Genomic DNA, 21125 nt, shown 5'->3' with positions numbered 1-21125 from the left:
GTGTGGAACGACGCTCGCACCACCAACCTGATCGCCAACACGCTGGCCGTGCTGGCGGTGGTGGCCATGCTCGCCGCGTGCGTGGTGTGGGTGGCGCATCGTCCGTACTTCACGTTGTCGGCCATCGAACTGGAACCCGCGCCCGAATCCGAATTGCGCTATGTGTCGCCCGAGGCGGTACGGGCGGTGATCTCGCGGCGCTTCGAGGGCAATTTCTTCACGGTAGACCTGGACGAGGCGCGCGCCGTGTTCGAGTCGGTGCCCTGGGTGCGGCGCGCTTCGATACGCCGCATCTGGCCGGATACCCTGCGCGTGCGCATCGAGGAGCAGCAGCCGCTGGCCTTGTGGAACGAGAACCAGATGATCAACACCTGGGGCGAGGCGTTCACGGCCAACACGGGCGAACTGGACGACGATTCGGACCTGCCGCAGTTCTCCGGGCCGGAGGGTTCGGAAGGCTTGGTGGTGCAGCGCTACGCGGAACTGGCCCGCTGGTTCGCCCCGCTGGACTTGCAGGTGCGCGAACTCGACCTGAGCGCGCGCTATGCCTGGAAGGCCACGCTGTCCAATGGCATGGCGCTCGACCTGGGCCGCGACCCGGGTGCCGATGCGCCGGATCCGCACGGCTTGCCGGGGGCGCTGCCGTTCGCGGCGCGCATCCAGCGTTTCGTGCAGGCCTGGCCCGCCGTGAACAGCAAGCTGGAAGGCCGCAGCGTCACGCAAGCCGACTTGCGCTACCCCAACGGCTTTGCCCTGGCATTGGCGCCATTGCCCGATGCGCAGGCCAAGAAATCTTCATCCACATCTTCAAAGAAGCGTTAACGCCATGACCCGTGACATCAAGGACCTCATCGTCGCCCTGGATATCGGCACCAGCAAGGTGGTTGCCGTGGTCGCCGAAATCCTGCCGGAAGGACGCTTCGAAGTGCTGGGCCTGGGCCAGCATGAGTCGCGCGGCATGCGCAAAGGTGTTGTCGTCAATATCGAGACCACCGTCAACTCCATCCAGCGCGCACTGGAAGAAGCTGAATTGATGGCCGACTGCAAGATCCGGGACGTTTATACCGGTATTGCGGGCAGCCATATCCGCAGCTTCAATTCCAGCGGCATGGTGGCCGTGAAAGACAAGGAGGTCACCGCGACCGACGTGGCGCGCGTGATCGAGACCGCCAAGGCCGTCAACATTCCCACCGACCAGCAGGTGTTGCACGTGCTGACGCAGGAATTCATCGTCGACGGCCAGGAAGACATCCGCGAGCCCATCGGCATGAGCGGGCTGCGCCTGGAAGTCCGCGTGCACATCGTCACTGGCGCGGTGAGCGCCGCGCAGAACATCGTGAAGTGCGTGCGCCGCTGCGGGCTGGAAGTGCAGGACCTGATCCTGCAGCCGCTGGCGTCCAGCCTGGCCTGCCTGACGTCCGACGAGAAAGAGCTGGGCGTGGTGCTGGTGGACATCGGCGGCGGCACGACCGACGTGGCCATCTTCACGGGCGGCGCGATCCGCCACACGGCGGTGTTGCCGATCGCGGGCGACCAGATCACCAACGACATCGCGGCCATGCTGCGTACGCCCACGCCTGACGCCGAAGAAATCAAGCTGCGCTACGGCGTGGCCAAGCAGGTGCTGGCGCGCCCCGACGAGGCCGTCGAAGTGCCCGGCCTGGGCGACCGCGGCCCGCGCCAGGTCAAGCGCCAGGCGCTGGGCGCCGTGATCGAGCCGCGCGTCGAAGAGCTGTTCTCGCTGGTGCAGCAGGTGGTGCGCGATTCCGGCTACGAGGACCTGTTGGCCTCGGGCGTGGTGCTGACTGGCGGCACCGCCCAACTGCCCGGCATGATCGAGCTGGCCGAAGACGTATTCCTGAAGCCCGTGCGCGTGGCGGTGCCCGAGTACGAAGGCAGTTTGTCCGACGTGATGCGCAACCCGCGCTTCTCGACGGTGATGGGCCTGCTGCAAGAGGCCCGCATGCAACGTGTGCGGGGCCGCAAGGTGGCCGCGCAGACCGGCAGTTTCAAGAGCCTGCTGGCGCGGATGAAGGAGTGGTTCATGAATTGATCAAGGGGGCAGACTGGGGCCTGCTCCTGGCTCGTTCCACCCGCAAGGGCGGGACGGGCCGAATGGGGAGACGTTTCAAACCCGTTGCGGACCATCCGGCCGGCGTCGGCTTTGAGGCGATTCACAAAAGATAGGTTGTTGGGGAATTTTTGTGATTTGCAAATTCAGACTTGTGAGGGAGTCATCATGATGAACTTTGAGATGCTTGAAAACAACACCAAAGGGACCGTTATCAAGGTCGTGGGTGTTGGGGGCGCGGGCGGCAACGCCGTCGCGCACATGATCCGCAACGGAGTGCACGGCGTGGATTTCATCTGCGCCAATACCGATGCGCAGGCGCTGGCGGCGACCAATGCACCGGTGCAGATCCGCCTGGGCCGTACCGGCCTTGGCGCCGGCGCCAAGCCTGAACAGGGCCGCGCTTCGGCGGAAACTGCCCGGGAAGAAATCCGTTCGGCCCTGAACGGCGCGCACATGGTGTTCATTACCGCCGGCATGGGTGGTGGCACCGGTACGGGCGCGGGCCCGGTGGTGGCCGAAGTGGCCAAGGAACTGGGCATCCTGACCGTGGGGGTGGTGACCAAGCCCTTCGTCTTCGAAGGCAATAAGCGCCTGAAGATGGCCGAGGACGGCATCGGCGAGCTGGCCAAGCACGTGCATTCGCTCATCGTGGTTCTCAACGAGAACCTGTATGAACTGATGGACGAGGACGCCACGCAGGAAGACTGCTTCCGGTCCGCCGACGACATCCTGCACAATGCGTGCGCCGGTATCGCCGAGATCATCAACGTCGAGGGCAACGTGAACGTTGACTTCGAAGACGTCAAGACGATCATGGGCGAGCAGGGCCAGGCCATGATGGGCACGGCCACCGCCAGCGGCGCCGACCGCGCCCGCGTGGCGGCCGAACAGGCCATCGCATGCCCGCTGCTGGAAGGCGTGGACCTGAACGGCGCCCGCGGCGTGCTGGTGAACATTACCGCCAGCCGCACGCTGAAGATGCGCGAAACGCGCGAAATCATGGAAACGATCCGTAGCTATGCTTCGGACGACGCCACCGTGATCTTCGGCACCGCCTACGACGAAGCCATGGGCGACAGCCTGCGGGTAACCGTGGTGGCCACCGGCCTGGGCCGCGCCGCCGCGCGTCCGCAACTGGTGCAGAACGCCGCGGAAGCGCTGCGCACGGGTACCGACAACCTGCCCCTGGGCGGGATGGGCGGCCAGCCTGGCGACTACCGCAACCTGGACATGCCGTCGGTGATGCGCAACCCGCGCACCCAGGCGTCGGCCCAGGTGCGTGCTCTGGAAAGCTCGGGTATGGATCATTTCGACATCCCGGCCTTCCTGCGCAAGCAGGCGGACTGATGTAGCAGTACCGGGCCGGGGAACCGGCCCGACTCCCTCGGCGCCGGCCCGCCTTCCCCAAGGCGGGCCGGACGCGGGGCGGCGCGCGCTCGCGCCGCCCATAAAGGGGACAGATATGTCGGCAAATGTTTCACGCAGATGGCGTGGAACTTGCGCCGAGGTTACAATAAGCACTTATGCCGGTGATTTCATTGATATTTGCCGGCGCAGGCTCTTGATTCCCATCCCATGTTTCGACAACGCAGCATTCAGAACCTCGTCCGTACCACTGGCGTAGGCGTCCATTCCGGGCGCCGGGTCGAGCTCACCCTGCGTCCTGCCGAAGCCAATACGGGCATTGTTTTCCATCGCGTCGACCTGCCGCAGGTCGTCGACCTTCCCGCACAGGCCCTGGGCGTGGGCGACACGCGCATGGCCTCGGTGCTGCAAAAGGGCGATGTGCGCGTTTCCACGGTCGAACACCTGATGTCCGCGCTGGCGGGCCTGGGTATCGACAACCTGCACGTCGACCTTACCGCCGAAGAAGTGCCCATCATGGACGGCAGCGCCGCCACGTTCGTGTACTTGTTGCGCTCGGCCGGCATAGTGGAACAGAACGCGCCCAAGCAGTTCATCAAGGTGCTCAAGCCCGTGGAAATCCGCGAGGGCGAGGGCCGCAGCCTGAAGTGGGCCCGCCTGGAACCGCACGATGGCTTTTCGCTGGCGTTTTCCATCGACTTCCGTCATCCGGCCATCGATTCCACGGCGAATTTCGCCGAAATCGATTTCGCCACGCATTCATACGTGCGCGAAATCGCCCGCGCGCGCACCTTTGGCTTCGTCAACGAAGTCGAGGCCCTGCGATCCATGGGCCTGGCCCGTGGCGGCAGTCTGGACAACGCCATCGTCATGGACGAATACCGGGTGCTGAACAGCGACGGCCTGCGCTACGACGACGAATTCGTCAAGCACAAGATCCTGGACGCCATCGGCGACCTGTATCTGTTGGGCAAGCCGCTGGTGGCGCGTTACGTGGCCTGCAAGTCCGGCCACGGCCTCAATAACCAGCTGGCCCGCGCGCTGCTGGAACAGCAAGACGCCTGGGAACTGGTTACCTACGAATCGCAGGCCGACGCGCCGCAGGCGTTCCGCCACGAATGGAAGCTGGCTTGACGCCAGGCTAGCCTTTCTTGTGGTGGGCCAGCAGCCTGGCCACCGCATCGGCCAGGGGCCCTGGCCGCAAATTTTCCTGCAGGGTTTCAAAGGCTCCCAGGGCGCTGTCGCCCAGGGGTTGGGCTTCCTTGGGCGGACGGGGCGCTTTTGCCCCGGGTTTGGGCATTCCCGCTTGAACCCGGACGGCAATTTCGTTAAGGTTCCAGCCTTGGGCGTTGAGTGCCTGTGCGATCCGTGGGGCCAATTGCCTGAGCTTGGCCGCATGGGCGGCGCCGGGCACCGCAAGTTGCAGGCGCTGGCTTTCCAGTTTGGCAACCACACACACGGCGCCCAGCGCTGGCGGCAGCACTGCGGCCACGGCACGCTGTATTTGTAAATGGGTGCGCGCCGTCGCCAGAACTCCGGCGCCGCGCGCATCATGACCCAGCCATCCCAGCGCGGTGTTTTCCCCCCGCCGGCTGGCGGAAGAACGTGAGCGGTGTGAAGCAGGTCTGTTCATGCCAGCTTGATAACAGGATACGTACCTTGAAAATCGTGATTATGCACGCCCGCGACGGGCAGCCCGGCCAAGTGGCCCTGGGCGGCACGCGCCTGGGCCTGCTGGTGGCCGCCGTGGTGGCCACCGCGGCGTTGGTGGGCGCCACCGTACAGCGTTACCTTACTCCTGTTGCCCCGCCGGCGTATTCGGTAGATTGGGGCACCTACGCCCAGGACGGCCAGCCGGCACGCGAAGCCGCCTTCGTACGCGAAAACGTGGGCTTGCTGGCGGCCAAGGTGGGCGAACTGCAGGCCAAGCTGGTGGGCATAGACGGCCTGGGCCGCCGCGTGGCCCAGGTGGCGGGCGTGGCCTACACCGACCCGGAACTGGCCGCCGAGATCAAGGCGCCGGCCCAGGCCGGGCAGGTCATGGACGACCTGTTCACCGACCGCCAGCCGCCTTCGGCCGAATCCGCCGAAGTGCTGGGCCGCCAGCTCGATGAACTGCAGGCCCGGCTAGCCCACCAGACGGACAACCTGCGCATGCTGGACGTGGCGCTGACACGCCGTTCGGCCGACCAGGCACGCCTGCCGTCCACCATGCCGGTTACCGAGTACCCCTACCTTAGCTCGTCTTATGGCTGGCGGCGCAATCCGGTGACGCACCGGTACGCGATGCACGAGGGGCTGGATTTCGCCGCCCCTTCGGGTACGCCCATCCTGGCGGCATCGGGCGGCGTGGTGCTGGAAGCCAGTTATCTGGCCGGCTACGGCAATACGGTCGAGATCGACCACGGCGATGGCCTGATCACCCGCTACGCGCATGCTTCCAAGCTGCTGGTCAAACCCGGCGACCTGGTCGGGCGCGGCCAGGAAATCGCCCGCGTGGGGTCCACTGGAAGGTCGACGGGCCCGCACCTGCATTTCGAGGTGCGCCTGGCGGGCCAGCCGCTGGATCCCCGCCTGTTCCTGCAATCGCCCGAGGCGCGGCCTCCGGTGGTGGCCAAGGCGGCCGATGCCGCGGCGGGCGTGGCGGTTACCCAATAGCCCGGTTCGCGGACATTTGCGGTTCGCCGGGCCGATGCGCCGCAGGTGCGTTAAACTCGATTGTTTCCCGGCGGTACCGACCGCTCAACCAGATAACAATCCGCGCCGCGCGGAGCCCGGCCTTTTGGGGCGGGGCGCCACCGGCGCCGCCCACCGACACGCATGGCTTCTCTGCTCAAAAAACTCCTAGGCAGCCGCAACGACCGGTTGCTTAAGCAGTATCGCAAGCTGGTTACCCAGATCAACGCACTGGAATCCAAGACCGCCGCGCTCTCCGACGAGGAACTGGCGGCCAAGACCCAGGAATTCCGCAGCCGCCACGCGCAGGGCGCGTCGCTCGACGACTTGCTGCCCGAGGCGTTCGCCGTGGTTCGCGAGGCGGGCAAGCGCGTGTTCGGCATGCGCCACTTCGACGTGCAGATGCTGGGCGGTATTGCGCTGCACAATGGCAAGATCGCCGAAATGCGCACGGGTGAAGGCAAGACCCTGATGGCCACGCTGCCGGTGTACCTGAACGCCGTGGCCGGCAAGGGTGTGCACGTGGTAACCGTCAACGATTACCTGGCTCGCCGCGACGCCGAATGGATGGGGCGCCTGTACCGCTTCCTGGGCATGAGCACGGGCGTGGTGGTGCCGCAGCAGCCCAACGACGAGAAAATCGCCGCGTACGCCGCCGACATCACTTACGGCACCAACAACGAATTCGGCTTCGACTACCTGCGCGACAACATGGAATACCGTGTCGAAGACCGCCGGCAGCGCGGCCTTTCGTACGCCATTGTCGACGAAGTCGACTCCATCCTGATCGACGAAGCCCGCACGCCGCTGATCATCTCGGGCCAGGCCGAAGACCATACCGAGCTTTATGTGCGCATGAACGCCGTGCCGCCGCTGCTGCAGCGCATGGCCGCCGAGCCCAAGCCGCACGAGCCCGAGCCCGAAGGCGACTACTGGGTGGACGAAAAATCCCAGCAGGTTTTCCTGTCGGAAAGCGGCCACGAGAACGCCGAGCGCATCCTCAGCCAGCAAGGCCTGCTGCCCGAGGGCGAATCGCTGTACGACCCGCGCCACATCGCCCTGATGCACCACCTGATGGTGGCACTGCGCGCCAACACGCTGTTCTTCCGCGACCAGCAATATGTGGTCCAGGACGGCGAAGTGGTCATCGTCGACGAATTCACCGGCCGCCTGATGGTGGGCCGCCGCTGGTCCGACGGCTTGCACCAGGCGGTCGAGGCCAAGGAAGGCGTGAAGATCCAGCACGAAAACCAGACGCTGGCATCCATTACGTTCCAGAACTACTTCCGCATGTACGACAAACTGTCGGGCATGACCGGCACCGCCGACACGGAAGCCTACGAATTCCAGGAAATCTACAGCCTGGAAACCGTCATCATCCCCACCAATAAGCCCATGGTCCGCAAGGACCAGAACGACCAGGTCTTCAAGACGGCGCAGGAAAAATACAACGCCATCCTGGCCGATATCCGCGACTGCCACGAGCGTGGCCAGCCGGTGCTGGTGGGCACCACCAGCATCGAGAATTCCGAATTGCTGGCTGGCCTGCTGAAGCAGGCCAAGCTGCCGCATGAAGTGCTGAACGCCAAGCAGCACGCGCGTGAAGCCGAGATCGTGGCCGAAGCCGGCAAGCCTGGCCACATCACCATTGCCACCAACATGGCCGGCCGCGGCACCGACATTGTGCTGGGCGGCAGCGCCGACAAGCAGATCGATCTGATCCGCGCCAACGAAACCTTGTCCGACGCCGACAAAGAGGCCCGCATCCAGACGATACGGGCCGAATGGCAACCCGCCAACGAGCAGGTCAAGGCGGCGGGCGGCCTGCGCATCATCGGCACCGAACGCCACGAGTCGCGCCGCATCGACAACCAACTGCGCGGCCGCGCCGGCCGCCAGGGCGATCCGGGCTCTTCGCGCTTCTACCTGTCGCTGGAAGACTCCCTGATGCGCATTTTCGCGGGCGACCGCGTGCGCGCCATCATGGAACGCCTGAAGCTGCCGGAAGGCGAGCCCATCGAGGCCGGCATGGTGACGCGCTCGATCGAGACCGCGCAGCGCAAGGTCGAAGGCCGCAACTTCGACATTCGCAAGCAACTGCTGGAATACGACGACGTCGCCAACGACCAGCGCAAGGTGCTGTACGCGCAGCGCAACGAAGTGCTCGAATCCTCGTCGATCCGCGCTTCCATCGAGGGCCTGAGCGAGGCCGCGGCCACCGATCTGGTGCGCCAGTATGTGCCCGCCGAATCGGTGGAAGAGCAGTGGGATGTTCCCGCGCTGGAAAAGACCCTGGCCGCCGACTGGCAAATCCAGCTGCCCCTGACCGACATGCTGGAAAAAGAGTCCAGCCTCACCGACGACGACCTGCTGGCCCGGGTGCAGGAGGCCGTGCGCGGCGTCTACGAAGGCAAGATCGCCCAGGTGGGCGAAGAGCCCTGGGCGCAGTTCGAGCGTTCCATCATGCTGCAGGCCATCGATACGCATTGGCGCGAACACCTGTCGGCACTGGACTACCTGCGCCAGGGTATCCACCTGCGCGGTTATGCACAGAAGAATCCCAAGCAGGAATACAAGCGCGAAGCCTTCGAATTGTTCTCGGGCATGCTCGACCGGGTGCGCGATGACGTGGTGCGCGTGCTGATGACGGTGCGGGTGCAGTCCGCCGAGCAGGTGGAACAGGCCGCCGAGGCCGAGGCCGCCCAGCCGCACGTGCAGAACGTGCAGTATCACCATTCCGACTACGACGAGGCGCTGGCCGGCACCGATGCCGACTCCCAGCCGGCCCAGCAGCCGGTACGCAACTTCGTGCCCAAGGTGGGCCGCAACGACCCGTGCCCGTGCGGTAGCGGCAAGAAGTACAAACAGTGCCACGGCAAGCTGGCTTGAAAGCCCCCCCCCGAAGCGCTGCGCGCTTCCCCCCCGGGGGGGCGACGCAGGCGGACCGGCAAAGCCGGCTCCGCGGCGTCCCCGGTCCGGCAGCATCTGTTTCCGGCCCGGGCGAGTCGCAAAGCGCTACGCGCACCGAATTCGACCATGCGGTGGTCATGGTGCGCGACCGGCTCGATGAACTGGCGCCGCACTACGAACGGCAGGGCTTCCACCTGAGCGACAAGGCGGTGCACAACCTGGGGTCGTGCAACCGCCTGATCGTGCTGGACGGCACCTATGTCGAATTATTGGGCTGGCCGCCGGGCGCGCCGCCCGCACGCAAGGAAATCGCCGATTCCCCCTTCGGCCTGGAAGCCTTGGTGTTTCGCACCGATGACGCCGAGGGCACCTATCGGCGCTTGCGCGACGCGGGGTTCGCCGTCAATCCGGTTTCCGAGCTGACCCGTCCGGCGCTGGTCGATGGCCGCGAGGTACAGGCCCGCTTTCATGCCGTGCGCTTTGCCGAACAGCCGATACCCGGCATGCGCATGTATTTTTGCCGCCACCTCACACCGGAATGCGTGTGGCAGCCGGCATTGATGCAGCACCCCAACGGCGCGCTGCGCATTGATCGCATCGAGGCCAGGGCGGCCGACGCGCGAGCGGTGGCGCAGCGGCTGGGCGTGGTGGCCGACGTGGCGGCCGAGGCAGCGGACGGCGGCTGGGATGTGCCGCTGGGCAATTTGCGCTTGCATGTCACGCAAGACGCCAATGCGACGCAGCCCGTATTGTCGGCGCTGGTGCTGGAAAACCGCGACGGCGCGCGTTACGCGCTGGACACGGGCCTGTAGCCCGGCCTATGCGGCCTGCACCAGGTGGTTGACGCCTGTTTGCGCGTCGGCCAGGGCCACACCATAAATATGCAATGAGATGGCAATGCCATCGCTGGCGTTGTGCAGGCGATGGATCTGTTCCAGGCCAGCCGTGGCCGTCACGGCCTTGCCGGGCTTGCGCACCGCGTTGCCCGCCGGCAGCGCCACGCCGTGGGCGGCGTCCCAGCGGTAGTGGGTTTCCTGCAGTTCGCCCTGCAGCACGCGATAGGTGCACCAGGTTTTATGGCCATGCACGGGCGATGCCTGGCCCGGCCGCCACACCAGATAAAAAATAGTGAAGCTGCCGTTGGGGTCGCTGTAGGCAATGTGCCGCAGATAAGTATCGGGCCGGCCTGCGCGCAGCGATTCGGGCAGGTGCGCCAGCATGCCGCGGGTATCGGCGTCGCCCATGGCCAGTTCGTCCAGCATGTGCCGCGCGGCATTGCGCTGGGCGGTACGCACGGTATTGCACAATGCGTCCAGGCAGGCAGGGGCGTCGTGGCGGACGGACAGGGCGGGCATGGGGGCGAACTTAGCGTTGGACAACATGCGGTTCATGTTACTGACCGGACCTGGAATGGTTTTGCCAAAATGCCGCTTGACGGCCAGCACTTTGGAAAATTTTTGCGTGGCCGGCTGCCGCTATGCAGGCCCGCCGCAGGCGCGTCATAATGCGCGCTCTTGGCACACGGGCTTGGGGCCCGGGAGCGCGCATGAAAGTCGCAGTACTGGGAGCGGGGGTGGCCGGCATTGCCGCGGCCTATTATCTGTGGCGCGACGGCCACCAGGTGCTGGTGCTGGATCGCCAGCCGGGGCCCGCGCGGGAAACCAGTTTTGGCAATGCCGGCGGCCTGTGCCCCAGCTTTGCCGGCCCCTGGGCCGCGCCCGGCATGATAGGCAAGGTGCTGAAAATGGCCCTGCAGCGCGAGGCGCCCATCCGGTTTTCGCTGTCGCCCAATCCACGCAAATTGGCCTGGCTGGCGCGCTGGCTGGGCAACTGCAACGCCGAGCGGTTTCGCGCCAACAAGCTTCGCATGCAGCGCGTGGCCCACTACAGCGATGCCTGCCTGCAGGCGCTGGTGGAATCGGGCCTGCCGCTGGACTTCGACTATCACAAAGACGGCACGCTGCAGATATTCCGGCGCGAAGCCGACATGGCGGCCGTTGGCGCCATTACGCAGGCACTGGACGAATACCAGGTGCCCTGGCAATTGCTGGACGATTCCGGCGCGCGGCGCCTGGAGCCTGCCCTGGCGGCGTCCGCGGCCCCCATCGCGGGTGCGCTGTACCTGCCGCTGGACGGTTCGGGCGATAGCCACAAATTCTGCACCGGCCTGGCCGCCTACCTGGCCGGCCAGGGCGTGGAATTCCGCTACGGCATGCCCATACGCGCCTTGCCGCGCGAGGGCGACCGCATCCAGGGCGTACAAATGGACGGCCAGGCCGGGCTGCTGCGGGCCGACGCCTATGTGGCGGCCCTGGGGCAGCACACGCCATTCCTGCTGCGGCCGCTGGGCCTGGCCCTGCCCATCTATCCCCTGAAAGGCTATTCCATCACTGCCCGTATCCATGACCCGGCGCGCGCGCCGCGCGCGGCCATCATGGATGAATACAACAAGGTCATGATCTCGCGCCTGGGCAACCGGGTGCGGGCCGCCGGCATGGCGGAACTGAAGGGCTACAACCTGGCCGTGGACCCCGGGCGCGTGGCCTTCCTGAAGAGCGTGGTGCGCGAATGGTTTCCGGAAGGCGTGGGGCTGGACGACGCGCAGCCCTGGGCCGGGCTGCGGCCCATGACACCCGACGGCCCCGCCATCCTGGGCAGGACGCGCTACGCCAATCTGTTCCTGGACTGCGGGCACGGGTCCAATGGGTGGACGCAGGCCTGCGGAACGGGCAAGATTGTGGCCGACATCGTCGCCGGCCGCACGCCGGAAATCGACATGGACGGCCTGACGGTCGATCGCTACCGCTAAGGGGCCGCGCCCCAACGCCCAACCGGGAACGCCATGGACCAGACCGATCTCAAGATCCTGAGCCTGCTGCAGAAAGACGCCACGCGTCCCGTGGCCGACATTGCCGAGCAGGTGAACCTGTCGGTAACGCCCTGCTGGCGCCGTATCCAGAAGCTGAAAGACGACGGTGTCATCGACCGCACGGCGGTGCTGCTGGACCCCAAGGCCGTGGGGCTGAACCTGACGGTATTCGTCACCATCAAGACCAGCCAGCACAACGCCAAATGGACGCAAAGCCTGATCGGCGCGGTCATGGCCCTGCCCAACGTGGTGGAATTCCACCGCATGGCGGGCGACATCGATTACCTGCTGAAAGTGGTGGTGCAGGACATGGCGGCCTACGACCGCTTTTATCAGCGCCTGATCGAAGCCGTAGACCTGCTGGACGTCAGCGCCAGCTTTTCCATGGAAGTGATCAAGAGCACCACCGAACTGCCGTTGGACGCCTGCCCCTGACGGCCCGGCGCCGGCTTATAGCAGGAAGATGGTGGCCAGGCCCAGGAAAATGAAAAAACCCAGCGAGTCGGTGGCGAAGGTCAGCAGCACCGACGAGCCGATGGCCGGGTCTTTGCCGAAACGCGCGCGCACCATGGGCACCAGCACGCCCACCGAAGCCCCGACCAGCATGTTGCAGATCATGGCGGCCATCATGACCACGGCAATTGCCAGGGAATCGGAGATGGCCCAGGCGAACAGCGCGGCCACCACGCTGCCGCACAGGCCCACCAGCAGCGTTACCAGCATTTCCCGCTTGACCAGTTGCCACAGGTTGCGGCCCGTGATGCGGCCCACCGCCAGGGCGCGGATGATCATGGTCATGGTCTGGTTGCCCGAATTGCCGCCTATGCCGGCCACGATGGACATCAGGAAGGCCAGGATGACGATCTGGCTGACGGTGGCTTCGAAGCGCGAGGCCACGAACGAGGCCGTGGCCGCCGTACACAAATTGAACAGCAGCCAGGGCGCGCGGTTGCGCAGGGCCATGGCCACCGGCGCGAAGATGTCTTCTTCTTGCAGGCCGGCGCGCGACAGGGCTTGTTCTTGAGAATCTTCGCGCATGACGTCGACCACGTCGGCGATGGTGACGCGGCCGATCAGGCGGCCCTGGTCGTCCATGACGGGGGCCGACACCAGGTCGTAGCGTTCGAAGGCGCCGGCGGCATCCGCGTCGGAATCCAGCGGGTTCAGCGTGAGGAAGTCGGTGCTCATGACGGCCCGCACCTCGGTTTCGGGTTCGCTGACCAGCAGGCGCGACAGCGGCAGGATGCCCTGCAGCTTGTCCTGGCGGTCGACCACGAACACCTGGTCGGTGTGATCGGGCAGTTCGTGCAGGCGGCGCAGGTAGCGCAACACCACTTCGAGCGTGACGTCTTCGCGCACGCGCACCATTTCGAAGTCCATGATGGCGCCCACGCTGTCTTCGGGGTACCCCATGGCCTCGAGCAGTTGCGCGCGCTCTTCTTCGGTGAGGCCTTTCTGGACTTCGGCCACCACATCGGGCGGCAGGTCGGGCGCCAGGTCGGCCAGCTCGTCGGCGTCCATGTTGCCGGTGGCGGCCACCAGGTCCTGGCGGTCCATGGCCTCGATGAGCGACTCGCGGACCCAGTCTTCGACTTCGAGCAGCACATCGGCGTCGTGCTCGGGGCTGACCAGGCGCCAGACGCTCTGGCGTTCGTCTTTGGGCAGCGATTCCAGGATGAAGGCGATATCGGCCGGGTGCAGGGCATCGACCAGCGCCTTGAGCTCGGCTTCATGCTGGCGGTGCACCAGGTCTTCGACCAGCGAGGCCTTGCTGTCGCCTTGCTCCTGCCTATGCACCAGGTCTTCGACCAGTTGCTGGCGCCGCAGGCGTTCCTGGACTTCGGCCAGCGCGTGCTGGGCGTCTTCCGGGTCCAGCCGGCGGGGCGTCGCGGGCGGCTTGGTCGCGGCGGCAGGTTGCGTCATAAATGCGGCTTACAGAGTGGGCAGGGGGCGGCTGCGCCGGGCTTCGTCGGTGGCCACGTAGGTTAGTGTGGCTTCGGTGACTTTGACGACTTCGGCATCCAGGCGCTGGCGTTCGGCGTAGACCTCGACCGATACGGTAACCGATGTCGTGCCGGTCTTGATGATGGACGCGTAGAAACTGAGAAGATCGCCGACAAAAACCGGCTGCTTGAACTGGAAGGCGTTGACGGACACCGTGGCGACCCGGCCCGCGGCGCGGCGCGCGGCGGGCACCGAGCCGGCGATATCGACCTGCGCCATGATCCAGCCGCCGAAGACATCGCCGTGGATGTTGGCGTCGGCGGGCATGGGCATGACGCGCAGCACCGGGTCGCGGCCGGCGGGCAGCGTGGCGGGCGGTTGGTTCGAGTGGGGCATGGGCCGGCTCCTGACCTGGGTGGAGACGGCCGATTATGCAGGAAAACGCGGCCGCATGCGGCCGCGAATGGGGGGTATCAGGCCGCCAGCTTGACGATGCCGTAGCCGCCCAGCAACAGCCATGCATACAGCATCAGGCCCAGCAGCAGCACGCGCGGGCCGGCCTTGCGGATCTGGCTGAAGCGGGTTTCGATGCCCAGCGCCGTCATGGCCATGGTCAGGGCAAAAATGTCCAGGCGGCGGATCTCGGTGACGACGTCGGCGGGCAGAATGGCCAGCGAGTTCACGATGGCCAGCGCCAGGAAGCCCACGGCGAACCAGGGGATGGGCAGGCGCGCCTTGGCCTGGCCGGGTTCGGCGCGCGCGGCGGCGCTGCGCAGCCAGATGCCCAGTATCAGCAGCACCGGCACCAGCAGGGCCACGCGTGTCATCTTGACGATGGTGGCGACTTCGGTGGTGGCCGGGTCGATATTGCTGGCCGCGCCCACTACCTGGGCCACTTCATGCACGGTGCCGCCGATATAGATGCCCAGCGCCTGAGTGTCCAGTGACAGCCAGCCCGCGTGGTACAGCACGGGGTACAGGAACATGGACAAGGTGCCGAACAGCACCACGGTGGCCACGGCCACCGCGCTTTTGTGCGGGGCGGCCCGCAGCGTGGGTTCGAAGGCCAGCACGGCGGCCGCGCCGCAGATGGCGCTGCCGGCCGCGGTAAGCATGGCGGTATCGCGATCCAGGCCCAGCAGGCGCTGGCCCACCACCGTGCCCAGCAGCAGCGTGCCCACCACCACTGCCACCGATACCGCCAGCCCGGGCATGCCCACGGCCGCGATCTGCTGGATGCTGATGTTCAGGCCATAGAACGCCACCGCGATGCGCAGCAGGCGCCGCGCGGTGAAATTGACCCCGGCGGCCCAGTCGGCCGGCATGGTGCCGCGCAGGAAATTGCCGTACAGCATGCCGCACACGATACCCACCACCAGCGGCGAGAAACCCAATTGGCGGATGGCCGGCAAATCGCTCAGTTGCATGACAGCGACGGTCATCAGGGCAACGAACAGCACGCCGTTGAGTTTGTCGCGCCAGGGCGTGGGCAGGGGCAGGGCAGATGAAGAAGACATGAGGGGTGGGGCTATATCTAAATAACTAAAAGCAATATTAAGTCCGCCGCTATTATTTGGGAAATTTTGAATTTGGATATGTAATATCAGATAAACCGATATTTAGACGTTTATGACTCCAGACCAGTTGCTGACCTTCGCCTTCGTGGCCGATACGGGCAATATCAGCCGGGCGGCCGGCTTGCTGCATTTGTCACAGCCGGCGGTGTCTGGCCAGTTGAAACTGCTGCAAGACTGGTTCGGCGAGCCCCTGTACCGGCGCAGCGGCCATGGCATTGCCCTGACGGCGGCTGGCGAACGCCTGGCCGAGCAGGCGCGCCAATTGCGGCAGGCATACAACCAGGCGCTGGCGGCGCGCGAAGCGTGGCGCGGCCTGGAAACCGGCACGCTGCGCCTGGGGGCCAGCACCACGCCGGCCAGTTACCTGTTACCCGCTCTGGTGGCGGATTTCCGGCGGCGTTTTCCGTCGGTAAACCTGAATCTGTCCGACGGCAACACCCGCCAGATTGTCGAGCGCCTGCCCACGCTGGACCTGGCTTTTATCGAGGGCGAGGTGCCCACGGGCCTGCCGGCCGACACCGCGGTGCATGGCTGGCGCGAAGACGAGGTGGTGGCCATCGCCCGGGCCGACCACCCCCTGGCCCGCCCGGGCAGGGCACGGCTGCGCGACCTGGCGGATTCTGTCCTGGTCATGCGCGAGCCCGGCTCGGGGGTGCGCCAACTGGTGGAGCGCGCCTTCCATGACGCCGGCCTGGCGCCCGCCGTGGGGCTGGAACTGGCCGGGGTGGAAGGGGTGAAGCAGGCAGTGCGGGCCGGCCTGGGCATCGGCTTTGTATCGCTGATGTCCATGCGCCACGAAGACGGCACACTGGCGGTCATACGCCTGCTGCCCCGGCCGCTGACGCGCAGGCTGAGTATCCTGGTGCCGCACGCGCAAGCCCCGGCGCGCGCGGCCGAGCGATTCCTGGAAATGTGCCGCGCCCCGGGCGCGGCCAGCCCCTGATGCGCCGCGCTTACCGGGCGCCGGCCGGGCGCGCCAGCCATTGGCGCGCCAGTTCCACCCAATACGTGCCGCCCAGCGGCAGCAATTCGTCGTTGAAGTCGTAGCTGCCGTTGTGCAGCATGCAGGGGCCCATGCCATGGCCCGCATCGCGATGGCCGCCGCCGCCATTGCCTATCCAGACATAGCAGCCCGGCATTTCCTGCAGCATGAAGGCGAAGTCTTCGGCCCCCATGGTGGGTTGTACGTGGTCGTTGACGTTGTCGGCGCCCACGATGCCGCGCATGACCTCGGCACAGAAGGCCGCTTCCCGCGCATGGTTGATGGTGGGCGGATAGTTGCGGCGGAAATCGAACTCGACCTCGCAGTCGAGCGCGGTGCAGGTGTGCCGCGCGATATCGCGCATGCGGGTTTCGATGAGATCCAGCGTTTCCAGCGTAAAGGTGCGCACCGTGCCGCGCATGATGGCCTGGTTGGGCACCACGTTGTCGGCACTGCCAGTGTGGATCTGCGTGATGCTGAGCACGGCCGCGTCGAGCGGGTTGCGGTTGCGGGTAATGATGGTTTGCAGCGATTGGGCCAGTTGCACTGCGGTCATGACGGGGTCGATGCCCAGGTGCGGCATGCCGGCATGCGTGCCCTTGCCCTGTATGGTGATGATGAATTCGTTGCTGGATGCCATGATGGGGCCGGCGGTCAGGCCGAACTGGCCGACATCCAGGCCCGGCCAGTTGTGCATGCCGAACACCGCTTCCATGGGGAAACGCTGGAACAGGCCGTCGTCGATCATGCGCTTGGCGCCGCCGCCGCCTTCTTCGGCGGGCTGGAAAATGACATACACAATGCCGGCGAAGTCGCGGTGCTGCGACAGGTAGCGGGCCGCGGCCAGCAGCATGGCGGTGTGGCCGTCGTGGCCGCAGGCGTGCATTTTGCCTTCGTGCTGGCTGGCGTGTTCGAAGGTATTGGCTTCCTGCATGGGCAGGGCGTCCATGTCGGCCCGCAACCCGACGGCGCGGGGGCTGTCGGTATTGCCGCGGATGATGCCCACAACGCCAGTGCCGCCCAGGCCGCGGTCGATTTCGATGCCCCATTCCTGCAGGCGTGCGGCGACCAGGTCGGCGGTGCGGAATTCTTCGAAAGCCAGTTCGGGATGGGCGTGGATATCGCGCCGGATGTCGGCGATATCGCGGTGCCAGGCAACGATGGGTTCGAGCAGGTTCATCGGAGTCTCGTTGAATTAGGCCAAGGGCAACACGGGTATTATCAGACAAAATCACCAATAACAACGCACGGAGGCACACTATGTCACGACCCTGGCTCGCGCAGTACCCCGACGGCGTTCCCGCCGAGATCTCTATCGAACCCTATGCGTCACTGACCCAATTGCTGGACCAGGCGTGCGAAAAACACGCACAGCGCGTGGCATGCACCGCGATGGGCACCGACCTGACTTACGCCGACCTCGACCGCCAGGGGCGCGCTTTTGCCGCCTGGCTGCAGGGGCTGGGCCTGCAGAAGGGCGCGCGTGTGGCGCTGATGATGCCCAATGTGCCGGCCTATCTGGTCAGTCTGCTGGGCACGCTGCGTGCCGGCCATGTGGTGGTCAACGTCAACCCGCTGTACAAGGCCGACGAGCTGCAGCGCCAATTGCTGGACAGCGGCGCCGAGGTCATCGTCATTCTGGAAAATTTCGCGCATACCCTGCAGGAAGTGCGTGACCGCGGTGCGCTGCGGCATGTGGTGGTGACGGGGCCGGGCGATTTGCTGGGGGGGCTGAAGGCGCCGCTGGTGAACCTGGCGGCGCGTTACATCAAGCGCATGATTCCGGACTGGCGCATCGACGGCGCGGTGCGCCTGCCGCAGGCGCTGGCCAAGGGCGCGTCGGCCTCGTTCACGCCGGTGGACCTGGGCCACGACGACGTGGCGGTACTGCAATACACCGGCGGCACCACCGGCGTGCCCAAGGGCGCCATGCTGTCGCACGGCAACCTGATAGCCAACGTGCTGCAATTGCAGGCCGTGGCCCGCCCGGCACTGCGCGACCTGGAAAATACCCAGCTCACTATCATTAGCGCCTTGCCTCTGTATCACGTATTCGCCATGACGGTGTGCGGGCTGTTCGGCATTTTCGCGGGCATGCGCAACGTGCTGGTGATCAACCCGCGCGACCAGCCCGCCCTGATCGGCGCGTGGCGCAAGGCCGGCGTGAACATCTTCCCGGGCGTGAACACCCTGTTCAATGCACTGGCCAACAATGCGGATTTCGCCACGCTGGACTTCTCGGGCCTGCGCCTGACCCTGGGCGGCGGCATGGCGGTGCAGCGCCATGTGGCCGAGCGTTGGCTGAAAATGACGGGGCATCCGCTGATCGAGGGCTACGGCCTGTCTGAAACCTCGCCCGTGGCCACGGTGAACCCGACCGATGCGCGCGAATATTCCGGGTCCATCGGCCTGCCGCTGCCTTCGACCGACGTTGCCATCCTTGATGACAACGGCAACGAAATGCCGCTGGGCGAGCGTGGCGAGGTTTGCATACGCGGTCCGCAGGTCATGCTGGGGTATTGGCAGAAGCCCGAGGAAACCGAGAAATGCATGACGGCCGACGGCTTCTTCCGCACCGGCGACATCGGCATCATGGACGAACAGGGCTACACACGCATTGTCGATCGCAAGAAAGACATGATCGCGGTGTCGGGCTTCAAGGTGTACCCGAATGAAGTCGAGGCGGTGCTGGCGGCGCATCCCGGCGTGGTCGAGTGCGCGGTGGTGGGCGTGCCGGACGAACATTCGGGCGAGGCGGTGAAGGCTTTCGTGGTAAAGAAAGACCCATCACTGACCGAGGCGCAGTTGATCGACTGGAGCAAGGAAAAGCTGACCGGGTACAAGCGCCCGCACGCGATCGAGTTCCGTGACGAACTACCGAAAAGCAACGTGGGCAAGATCCTGCGGCGCGAACTGCGCGACGACGCCAAATAGGGCGGGGCCGGGCCGCGGCTTCAGCCCTGTTGCAGGTGCGGGCCCACCAGTTCATGCAGGGCTTCCACGATGGCCGGGTTGCCGGCCACGACACGGCCGCCCACGGGCCAGGGGTCTTGGCGGTGCATGTCGTGGCATACGCCGCCGGCTTCGCGCAGGATCAGCGTGCCCGCCGCCACGTCCCAGGGCGCCAGGCCCATTTCCCAGTAACCGTCGTAACGGCCGCAAGCCGTCCAGGCCAGGTCCAGGGCGGCCGCGCCCATGCGCCGCACCCCGCGTGCCGTGCAGATGGCGTCCTGCAGCATGGGCATGTATTGGGCGGCGAATGAAAAGTCGCGGAACGGGAAGCCCGTGGCCAGCACCGCGTCATCGAGGGTTTGCGTGCGCGAGCAGGCGATGCGCCGACCGTTGAGCCAGGCGCCGATGCCGTGCACTGCGGTGAACAGTTCTTCGCGGCTGGGGTCGTAGACCACGCCGATGACGGGCGTGTCTTCGTCCAGCGGGCCGCCGCCCGGCACGCGCGTGCCGGCATGGGCGACCAGGGCGATGGACACGGCATAGTGGGGAATGCCGTGCAGGAAGTTGGTGGTGCCGTCCAGGGGGTCGATGTACCAAGTGGCCGGCCCCTGTGCCGCGCCGCCGGTTTCTTCCGCCACGATGCCGAATTCGGGGGTGCGCGTCTGCAGCGAATCGAGGATGGCGGATTCCGCTTCGCGATCGGCCTGCGACACCAGGTCATTGCGCGCCTTGTGGTCGATCACGAGGTCGGCACGATTGTGCGCGTACGATTGCAGGATTGCGGCCCCCGTATGCGCCGCCGAGACGGCGGTGTCGATGGCGGCGCCCAGGTCCAGCAAGGGGGCCTGCGTCGTGGTAGGTTGTGTCGTCGGCATGAAAGCAGTGTAAGCCTATGTCGTGACAGACCTGCCGGTTCACCGCAAAAACCCGCTGGGCAGCGTGGCTTTCAGCCAACGTCACCCGCCTGTCGCGTTGGGTATGCTTGGCGCCCGCGCGGGGCGGTGCCTGCCGAAGTACTGACTTATCTCCATGCCTTATACACCCCTGATATCTCCTGATGCTTCCCTGGGCGCCGATGGGCATCTGCGCAGTGCCGCGTATGGCGACGTTTACCATTCCATCGAAGGCGCGCTGGGGCAGATCGAACACGTATTCCTGCGCGGTAATGGTTTACCCGAGCGCTGGCGCGGGCGGCACGGCTTCACCGTCTGCGAGACAGGGTTCGGGCTGGGACTGAACTTCCTGGCGCTGTGGCAGGCATGGCGCAGCGACCCGGCGCGCTCGCGGCGGCTGCACATGGTGTCGATCGAGGCTCATCCCTTCGGGCGCGAGGCCATGCGCGGCTGGCTGCAGACATTGGCGCCCGATGCGCTGCGCGGCCTGGCGGAACAACTGTGCGCCCAGTGGCCTGACTGCCTGCCCGGGCTGCATCGCCTGGAATTCGAAGGCGGCGCGCTGACGCTGACGCTGGGCTTCGGCGCGGCGGCGGATGTGGCCCCGCAGTTGCGGGCCAGCGTGGACGCTTACTTCCTGGATGGTTTCGCGCCCGTCCGCAACCCCGAACTCTGGCAACCTGCCCTGATCCGCGACCTGGCGCGGCTGGCGGCGCCCGGCGCCACGGTGGCAACCTGGTGCAGTGCCGGCCATGTGCGCCGCGCGTTGCAGGACGCGGGTTTTCAGGTGGGCAGGCGGCCCGGCTACGGAGGCAAATGGCAAATGACGCTGGGCGCGCTGGCCACTTCGCCGCAGGCCGGGCCGGCCGACGCCTGGGCGCAG

The 21125-nt window shown here is 66.0% G+C and carries 19 protein-coding genes; 12 read left to right on the top strand and 7 right to left on the bottom strand.

All coding sequences use genetic code 11. The features are described from left to right. The 4 genes from LPZ50_RS02375 to lpxC all read left to right on the top strand — a co-directional run bounded on the left by LPZ50_RS02375 (position 1) and on the right by lpxC (position 4573). Positions 1-822 carry a cell division protein FtsQ/DivIB gene (locus LPZ50_RS02375; RefSeq protein ID WP_230657132.1) on the top strand — a complete coding sequence of 274 codons (822 nt, stop codon included), beginning with the start codon at positions 1-3 and terminating at the stop codon, positions 820-822. Between the two features lie 4 nt (positions 823-826). After that, a complete protein-coding gene (gene ftsA, locus LPZ50_RS02370) occupies positions 827-2053 on the top strand; it encodes a cell division protein FtsA (RefSeq protein WP_230657129.1) in 1227 nt (408 codons plus the stop codon). Between the two features lie 186 nt (positions 2054-2239). Next, a complete protein-coding gene (gene ftsZ / locus LPZ50_RS02365) occupies positions 2240-3421 on the top strand; it encodes a cell division protein FtsZ (RefSeq protein WP_230657127.1) in 1182 nt (393 codons plus the stop codon). 228 nt (positions 3422-3649) lie between these two features. Further along, positions 3650-4573 (top strand): UDP-3-O-acyl-N-acetylglucosamine deacetylase, encoded by a 924-nt coding sequence (gene lpxC / locus LPZ50_RS02360; protein ID WP_230657125.1) that lies wholly within the window; start codon positions 3650-3652, stop codon positions 4571-4573. A gap of 7 nt (positions 4574-4580) precedes the next feature. Here lpxC and LPZ50_RS02355 read toward each other — a convergent pair whose 3' ends face one another. After that, the gene (locus LPZ50_RS02355; protein ID WP_230657123.1) at positions 4581-5072 is read right to left on the bottom strand and encodes a flagellar hook-length control protein FliK; all 492 of its coding nucleotides are present in this window, start codon (positions 5070-5072) and stop codon (positions 4581-4583) included. Positions 5073-5113: 41 nt separating this feature from the next. Between LPZ50_RS02355 and LPZ50_RS02350 the strand changes: the two genes are divergently transcribed. The 3 genes from LPZ50_RS02350 to LPZ50_RS02340 all read left to right on the top strand — a co-directional run bounded on the left by LPZ50_RS02350 (position 5114) and on the right by LPZ50_RS02340 (position 9837). After that, on the top strand, positions 5114-6097 hold the full coding sequence (locus tag LPZ50_RS02350; protein WP_230657163.1) for a M23 family metallopeptidase: 984 nt from the start codon (positions 5114-5116) through the stop codon (positions 6095-6097). A gap of 162 nt (positions 6098-6259) precedes the next feature. Next, complete coding sequence (secA, locus tag LPZ50_RS02345; RefSeq protein WP_230657117.1) at positions 6260-9004, top strand: preprotein translocase subunit SecA; 2745 nt, start codon at positions 6260-6262, stop codon at positions 9002-9004. A gap of 152 nt (positions 9005-9156) precedes the next feature. Continuing rightward, positions 9157-9837, top strand: coding sequence for a VOC family protein (locus tag LPZ50_RS02340; protein ID WP_329957628.1), 681 nt, complete (start codon positions 9157-9159; stop codon positions 9835-9837). 6 nt (positions 9838-9843) lie between these two features. Here LPZ50_RS02340 and LPZ50_RS02335 read toward each other — a convergent pair whose 3' ends face one another. Continuing rightward, positions 9844-10380: a cysteine dioxygenase gene (locus LPZ50_RS02335; protein ID WP_419195555.1), complete on the bottom strand. Its 537-nt coding sequence runs from the start codon at positions 10378-10380 to the stop codon at positions 9844-9846. Between the two features lie 191 nt (positions 10381-10571). Here LPZ50_RS02335 and LPZ50_RS02330 point away from each other — a divergent pair, with 191 nt between their 5' ends. Together LPZ50_RS02330 and LPZ50_RS02325 are read left to right on the top strand one after the other, a co-directional pair. After that, positions 10572-11834, top strand: coding sequence for a D-amino acid dehydrogenase (locus LPZ50_RS02330; RefSeq protein ID WP_230657106.1), 1263 nt, complete (start codon positions 10572-10574; stop codon positions 11832-11834). 33 nt (positions 11835-11867) lie between these two features. Beyond that, positions 11868-12329 (top strand): Lrp/AsnC family transcriptional regulator, encoded by a 462-nt coding sequence (locus LPZ50_RS02325; RefSeq protein ID WP_230657104.1) that lies wholly within the window; start codon positions 11868-11870, stop codon positions 12327-12329. A 15-nt stretch (positions 12330-12344) separates the two neighbouring features. Here the strand turns inward: LPZ50_RS02325 and mgtE are convergent, their stop codons facing one another. The 3 genes from mgtE to LPZ50_RS02310 all read right to left on the bottom strand — a co-directional run bounded on the left by mgtE (position 12345) and on the right by LPZ50_RS02310 (position 15355). Continuing rightward, entirely contained in the window at positions 12345-13817 is a 1473-nt protein-coding gene (gene mgtE, locus LPZ50_RS02320) for a magnesium transporter (RefSeq protein ID WP_230657102.1), read from the bottom strand. 9 nt (positions 13818-13826) lie between these two features. Continuing rightward, the gene (locus tag LPZ50_RS02315; RefSeq protein WP_230657097.1) at positions 13827-14234 is read right to left on the bottom strand and encodes an acyl-CoA thioesterase; all 408 of its coding nucleotides are present in this window, start codon (positions 14232-14234) and stop codon (positions 13827-13829) included. 77 nt (positions 14235-14311) lie between these two features. After that, complete coding sequence (locus LPZ50_RS02310; protein ID WP_230657095.1) at positions 14312-15355, bottom strand: YeiH family protein; 1044 nt, start codon at positions 15353-15355, stop codon at positions 14312-14314. Positions 15356-15467: 112 nt separating this feature from the next. On the opposite strand from LPZ50_RS02310, the gene LPZ50_RS02305 reads away from it, so the two are divergent. Next, positions 15468-16358 (top strand): LysR family transcriptional regulator, encoded by an 891-nt coding sequence (locus LPZ50_RS02305; protein WP_230657093.1) that lies wholly within the window; start codon positions 15468-15470, stop codon positions 16356-16358. Between the two features lie 10 nt (positions 16359-16368). Here LPZ50_RS02305 and LPZ50_RS02300 read toward each other — a convergent pair whose 3' ends face one another. Further along, positions 16369-17577 carry a M20 aminoacylase family protein gene (locus tag LPZ50_RS02300; RefSeq protein ID WP_230657091.1) on the bottom strand — a complete coding sequence of 403 codons (1209 nt, stop codon included), beginning with the start codon at positions 17575-17577 and terminating at the stop codon, positions 16369-16371. Between the two features lie 80 nt (positions 17578-17657). Here LPZ50_RS02300 and LPZ50_RS02295 point away from each other — a divergent pair, with 80 nt between their 5' ends. Beyond that, positions 17658-19331: an AMP-binding protein gene (locus LPZ50_RS02295; protein ID WP_230657089.1), complete on the top strand. Its 1674-nt coding sequence runs from the start codon at positions 17658-17660 to the stop codon at positions 19329-19331. A gap of 20 nt (positions 19332-19351) precedes the next feature. Here the strand turns inward: LPZ50_RS02295 and LPZ50_RS02290 are convergent, their stop codons facing one another. Next, a complete protein-coding gene (locus tag LPZ50_RS02290; protein ID WP_230657087.1) occupies positions 19352-20224 on the bottom strand; it encodes an inositol monophosphatase family protein in 873 nt (290 codons plus the stop codon). A gap of 154 nt (positions 20225-20378) precedes the next feature. On the opposite strand from LPZ50_RS02290, the gene mnmD reads away from it, so the two are divergent. Then, a partial coding sequence (gene mnmD, locus LPZ50_RS02285; RefSeq protein ID WP_230657085.1) for a tRNA (5-methylaminomethyl-2-thiouridine)(34)-methyltransferase MnmD occupies positions 20379-21125 on the top strand: 747 nt, incomplete at its 3' end.

Source organism: Bordetella petrii (genome assembly GCF_020991325.1).
GTDB classification, from domain to species: domain Bacteria; phylum Pseudomonadota; class Gammaproteobacteria; order Burkholderiales; family Burkholderiaceae_B; genus Bordetella_A; species Bordetella_A petrii_E.
The sequence above is the reverse complement of the archived record's forward strand: the minus strand, read 5'-3'. Positions and strand labels throughout refer to the sequence as shown.

Excerpts from the sequence above, each read along its gene's own strand:
- LPZ50_RS02330 (WP_230657106.1), top strand. The coding sequence starts at position 10,572 with ATGAAAGTCGCAGTACTGGGAGCGGGGGTGGCCGGCATTGCCGCGGCC.
- LPZ50_RS02355 (WP_230657123.1), bottom strand. The coding sequence starts at position 5,072 with ATGAACAGACCTGCTTCACACCGCTCACGTTCTTCCGCCAGCCGGCGG.
- mgtE (WP_230657102.1), bottom strand. The coding sequence starts at position 13,817 with ATGACGCAACCTGCCGCCGCGACCAAGCCGCCCGCGACGCCCCGCCGG.
- LPZ50_RS02335 (WP_419195555.1), bottom strand. The coding sequence starts at position 10,380 with ATGCCCGCCCTGTCCGTCCGCCACGACGCCCCTGCCTGCCTGGACGCA.
- ftsA (WP_230657129.1), top strand. The coding sequence starts at position 827 with ATGACCCGTGACATCAAGGACCTCATCGTCGCCCTGGATATCGGCACC.
- LPZ50_RS02325 (WP_230657104.1), top strand. The coding sequence starts at position 11,868 with ATGGACCAGACCGATCTCAAGATCCTGAGCCTGCTGCAGAAAGACGCC.
- LPZ50_RS02305 (WP_230657093.1), top strand. The coding sequence starts at position 15,468 with ATGACTCCAGACCAGTTGCTGACCTTCGCCTTCGTGGCCGATACGGGC.
- secA (WP_230657117.1), top strand. The coding sequence starts at position 6,260 with ATGGCTTCTCTGCTCAAAAAACTCCTAGGCAGCCGCAACGACCGGTTG.
- LPZ50_RS02310 (WP_230657095.1), bottom strand. The coding sequence starts at position 15,355 with ATGTCTTCTTCATCTGCCCTGCCCCTGCCCACGCCCTGGCGCGACAAA.
- LPZ50_RS02295 (WP_230657089.1), top strand. The coding sequence starts at position 17,658 with ATGTCACGACCCTGGCTCGCGCAGTACCCCGACGGCGTTCCCGCCGAG.
- LPZ50_RS02315 (WP_230657097.1), bottom strand. The coding sequence starts at position 14,234 with ATGCCCCACTCGAACCAACCGCCCGCCACGCTGCCCGCCGGCCGCGAC.
- LPZ50_RS02290 (WP_230657087.1), bottom strand. The coding sequence starts at position 20,224 with ATGCCGACGACACAACCTACCACGACGCAGGCCCCCTTGCTGGACCTG.
- lpxC (WP_230657125.1), top strand. The coding sequence starts at position 3,650 with ATGTTTCGACAACGCAGCATTCAGAACCTCGTCCGTACCACTGGCGTA.
- LPZ50_RS02300 (WP_230657091.1), bottom strand. The coding sequence starts at position 17,577 with ATGAACCTGCTCGAACCCATCGTTGCCTGGCACCGCGATATCGCCGAC.
- LPZ50_RS02350 (WP_230657163.1), top strand. The coding sequence starts at position 5,114 with ATGCACGCCCGCGACGGGCAGCCCGGCCAAGTGGCCCTGGGCGGCACG.
- ftsZ (WP_230657127.1), top strand. The coding sequence starts at position 2,240 with ATGATGAACTTTGAGATGCTTGAAAACAACACCAAAGGGACCGTTATC.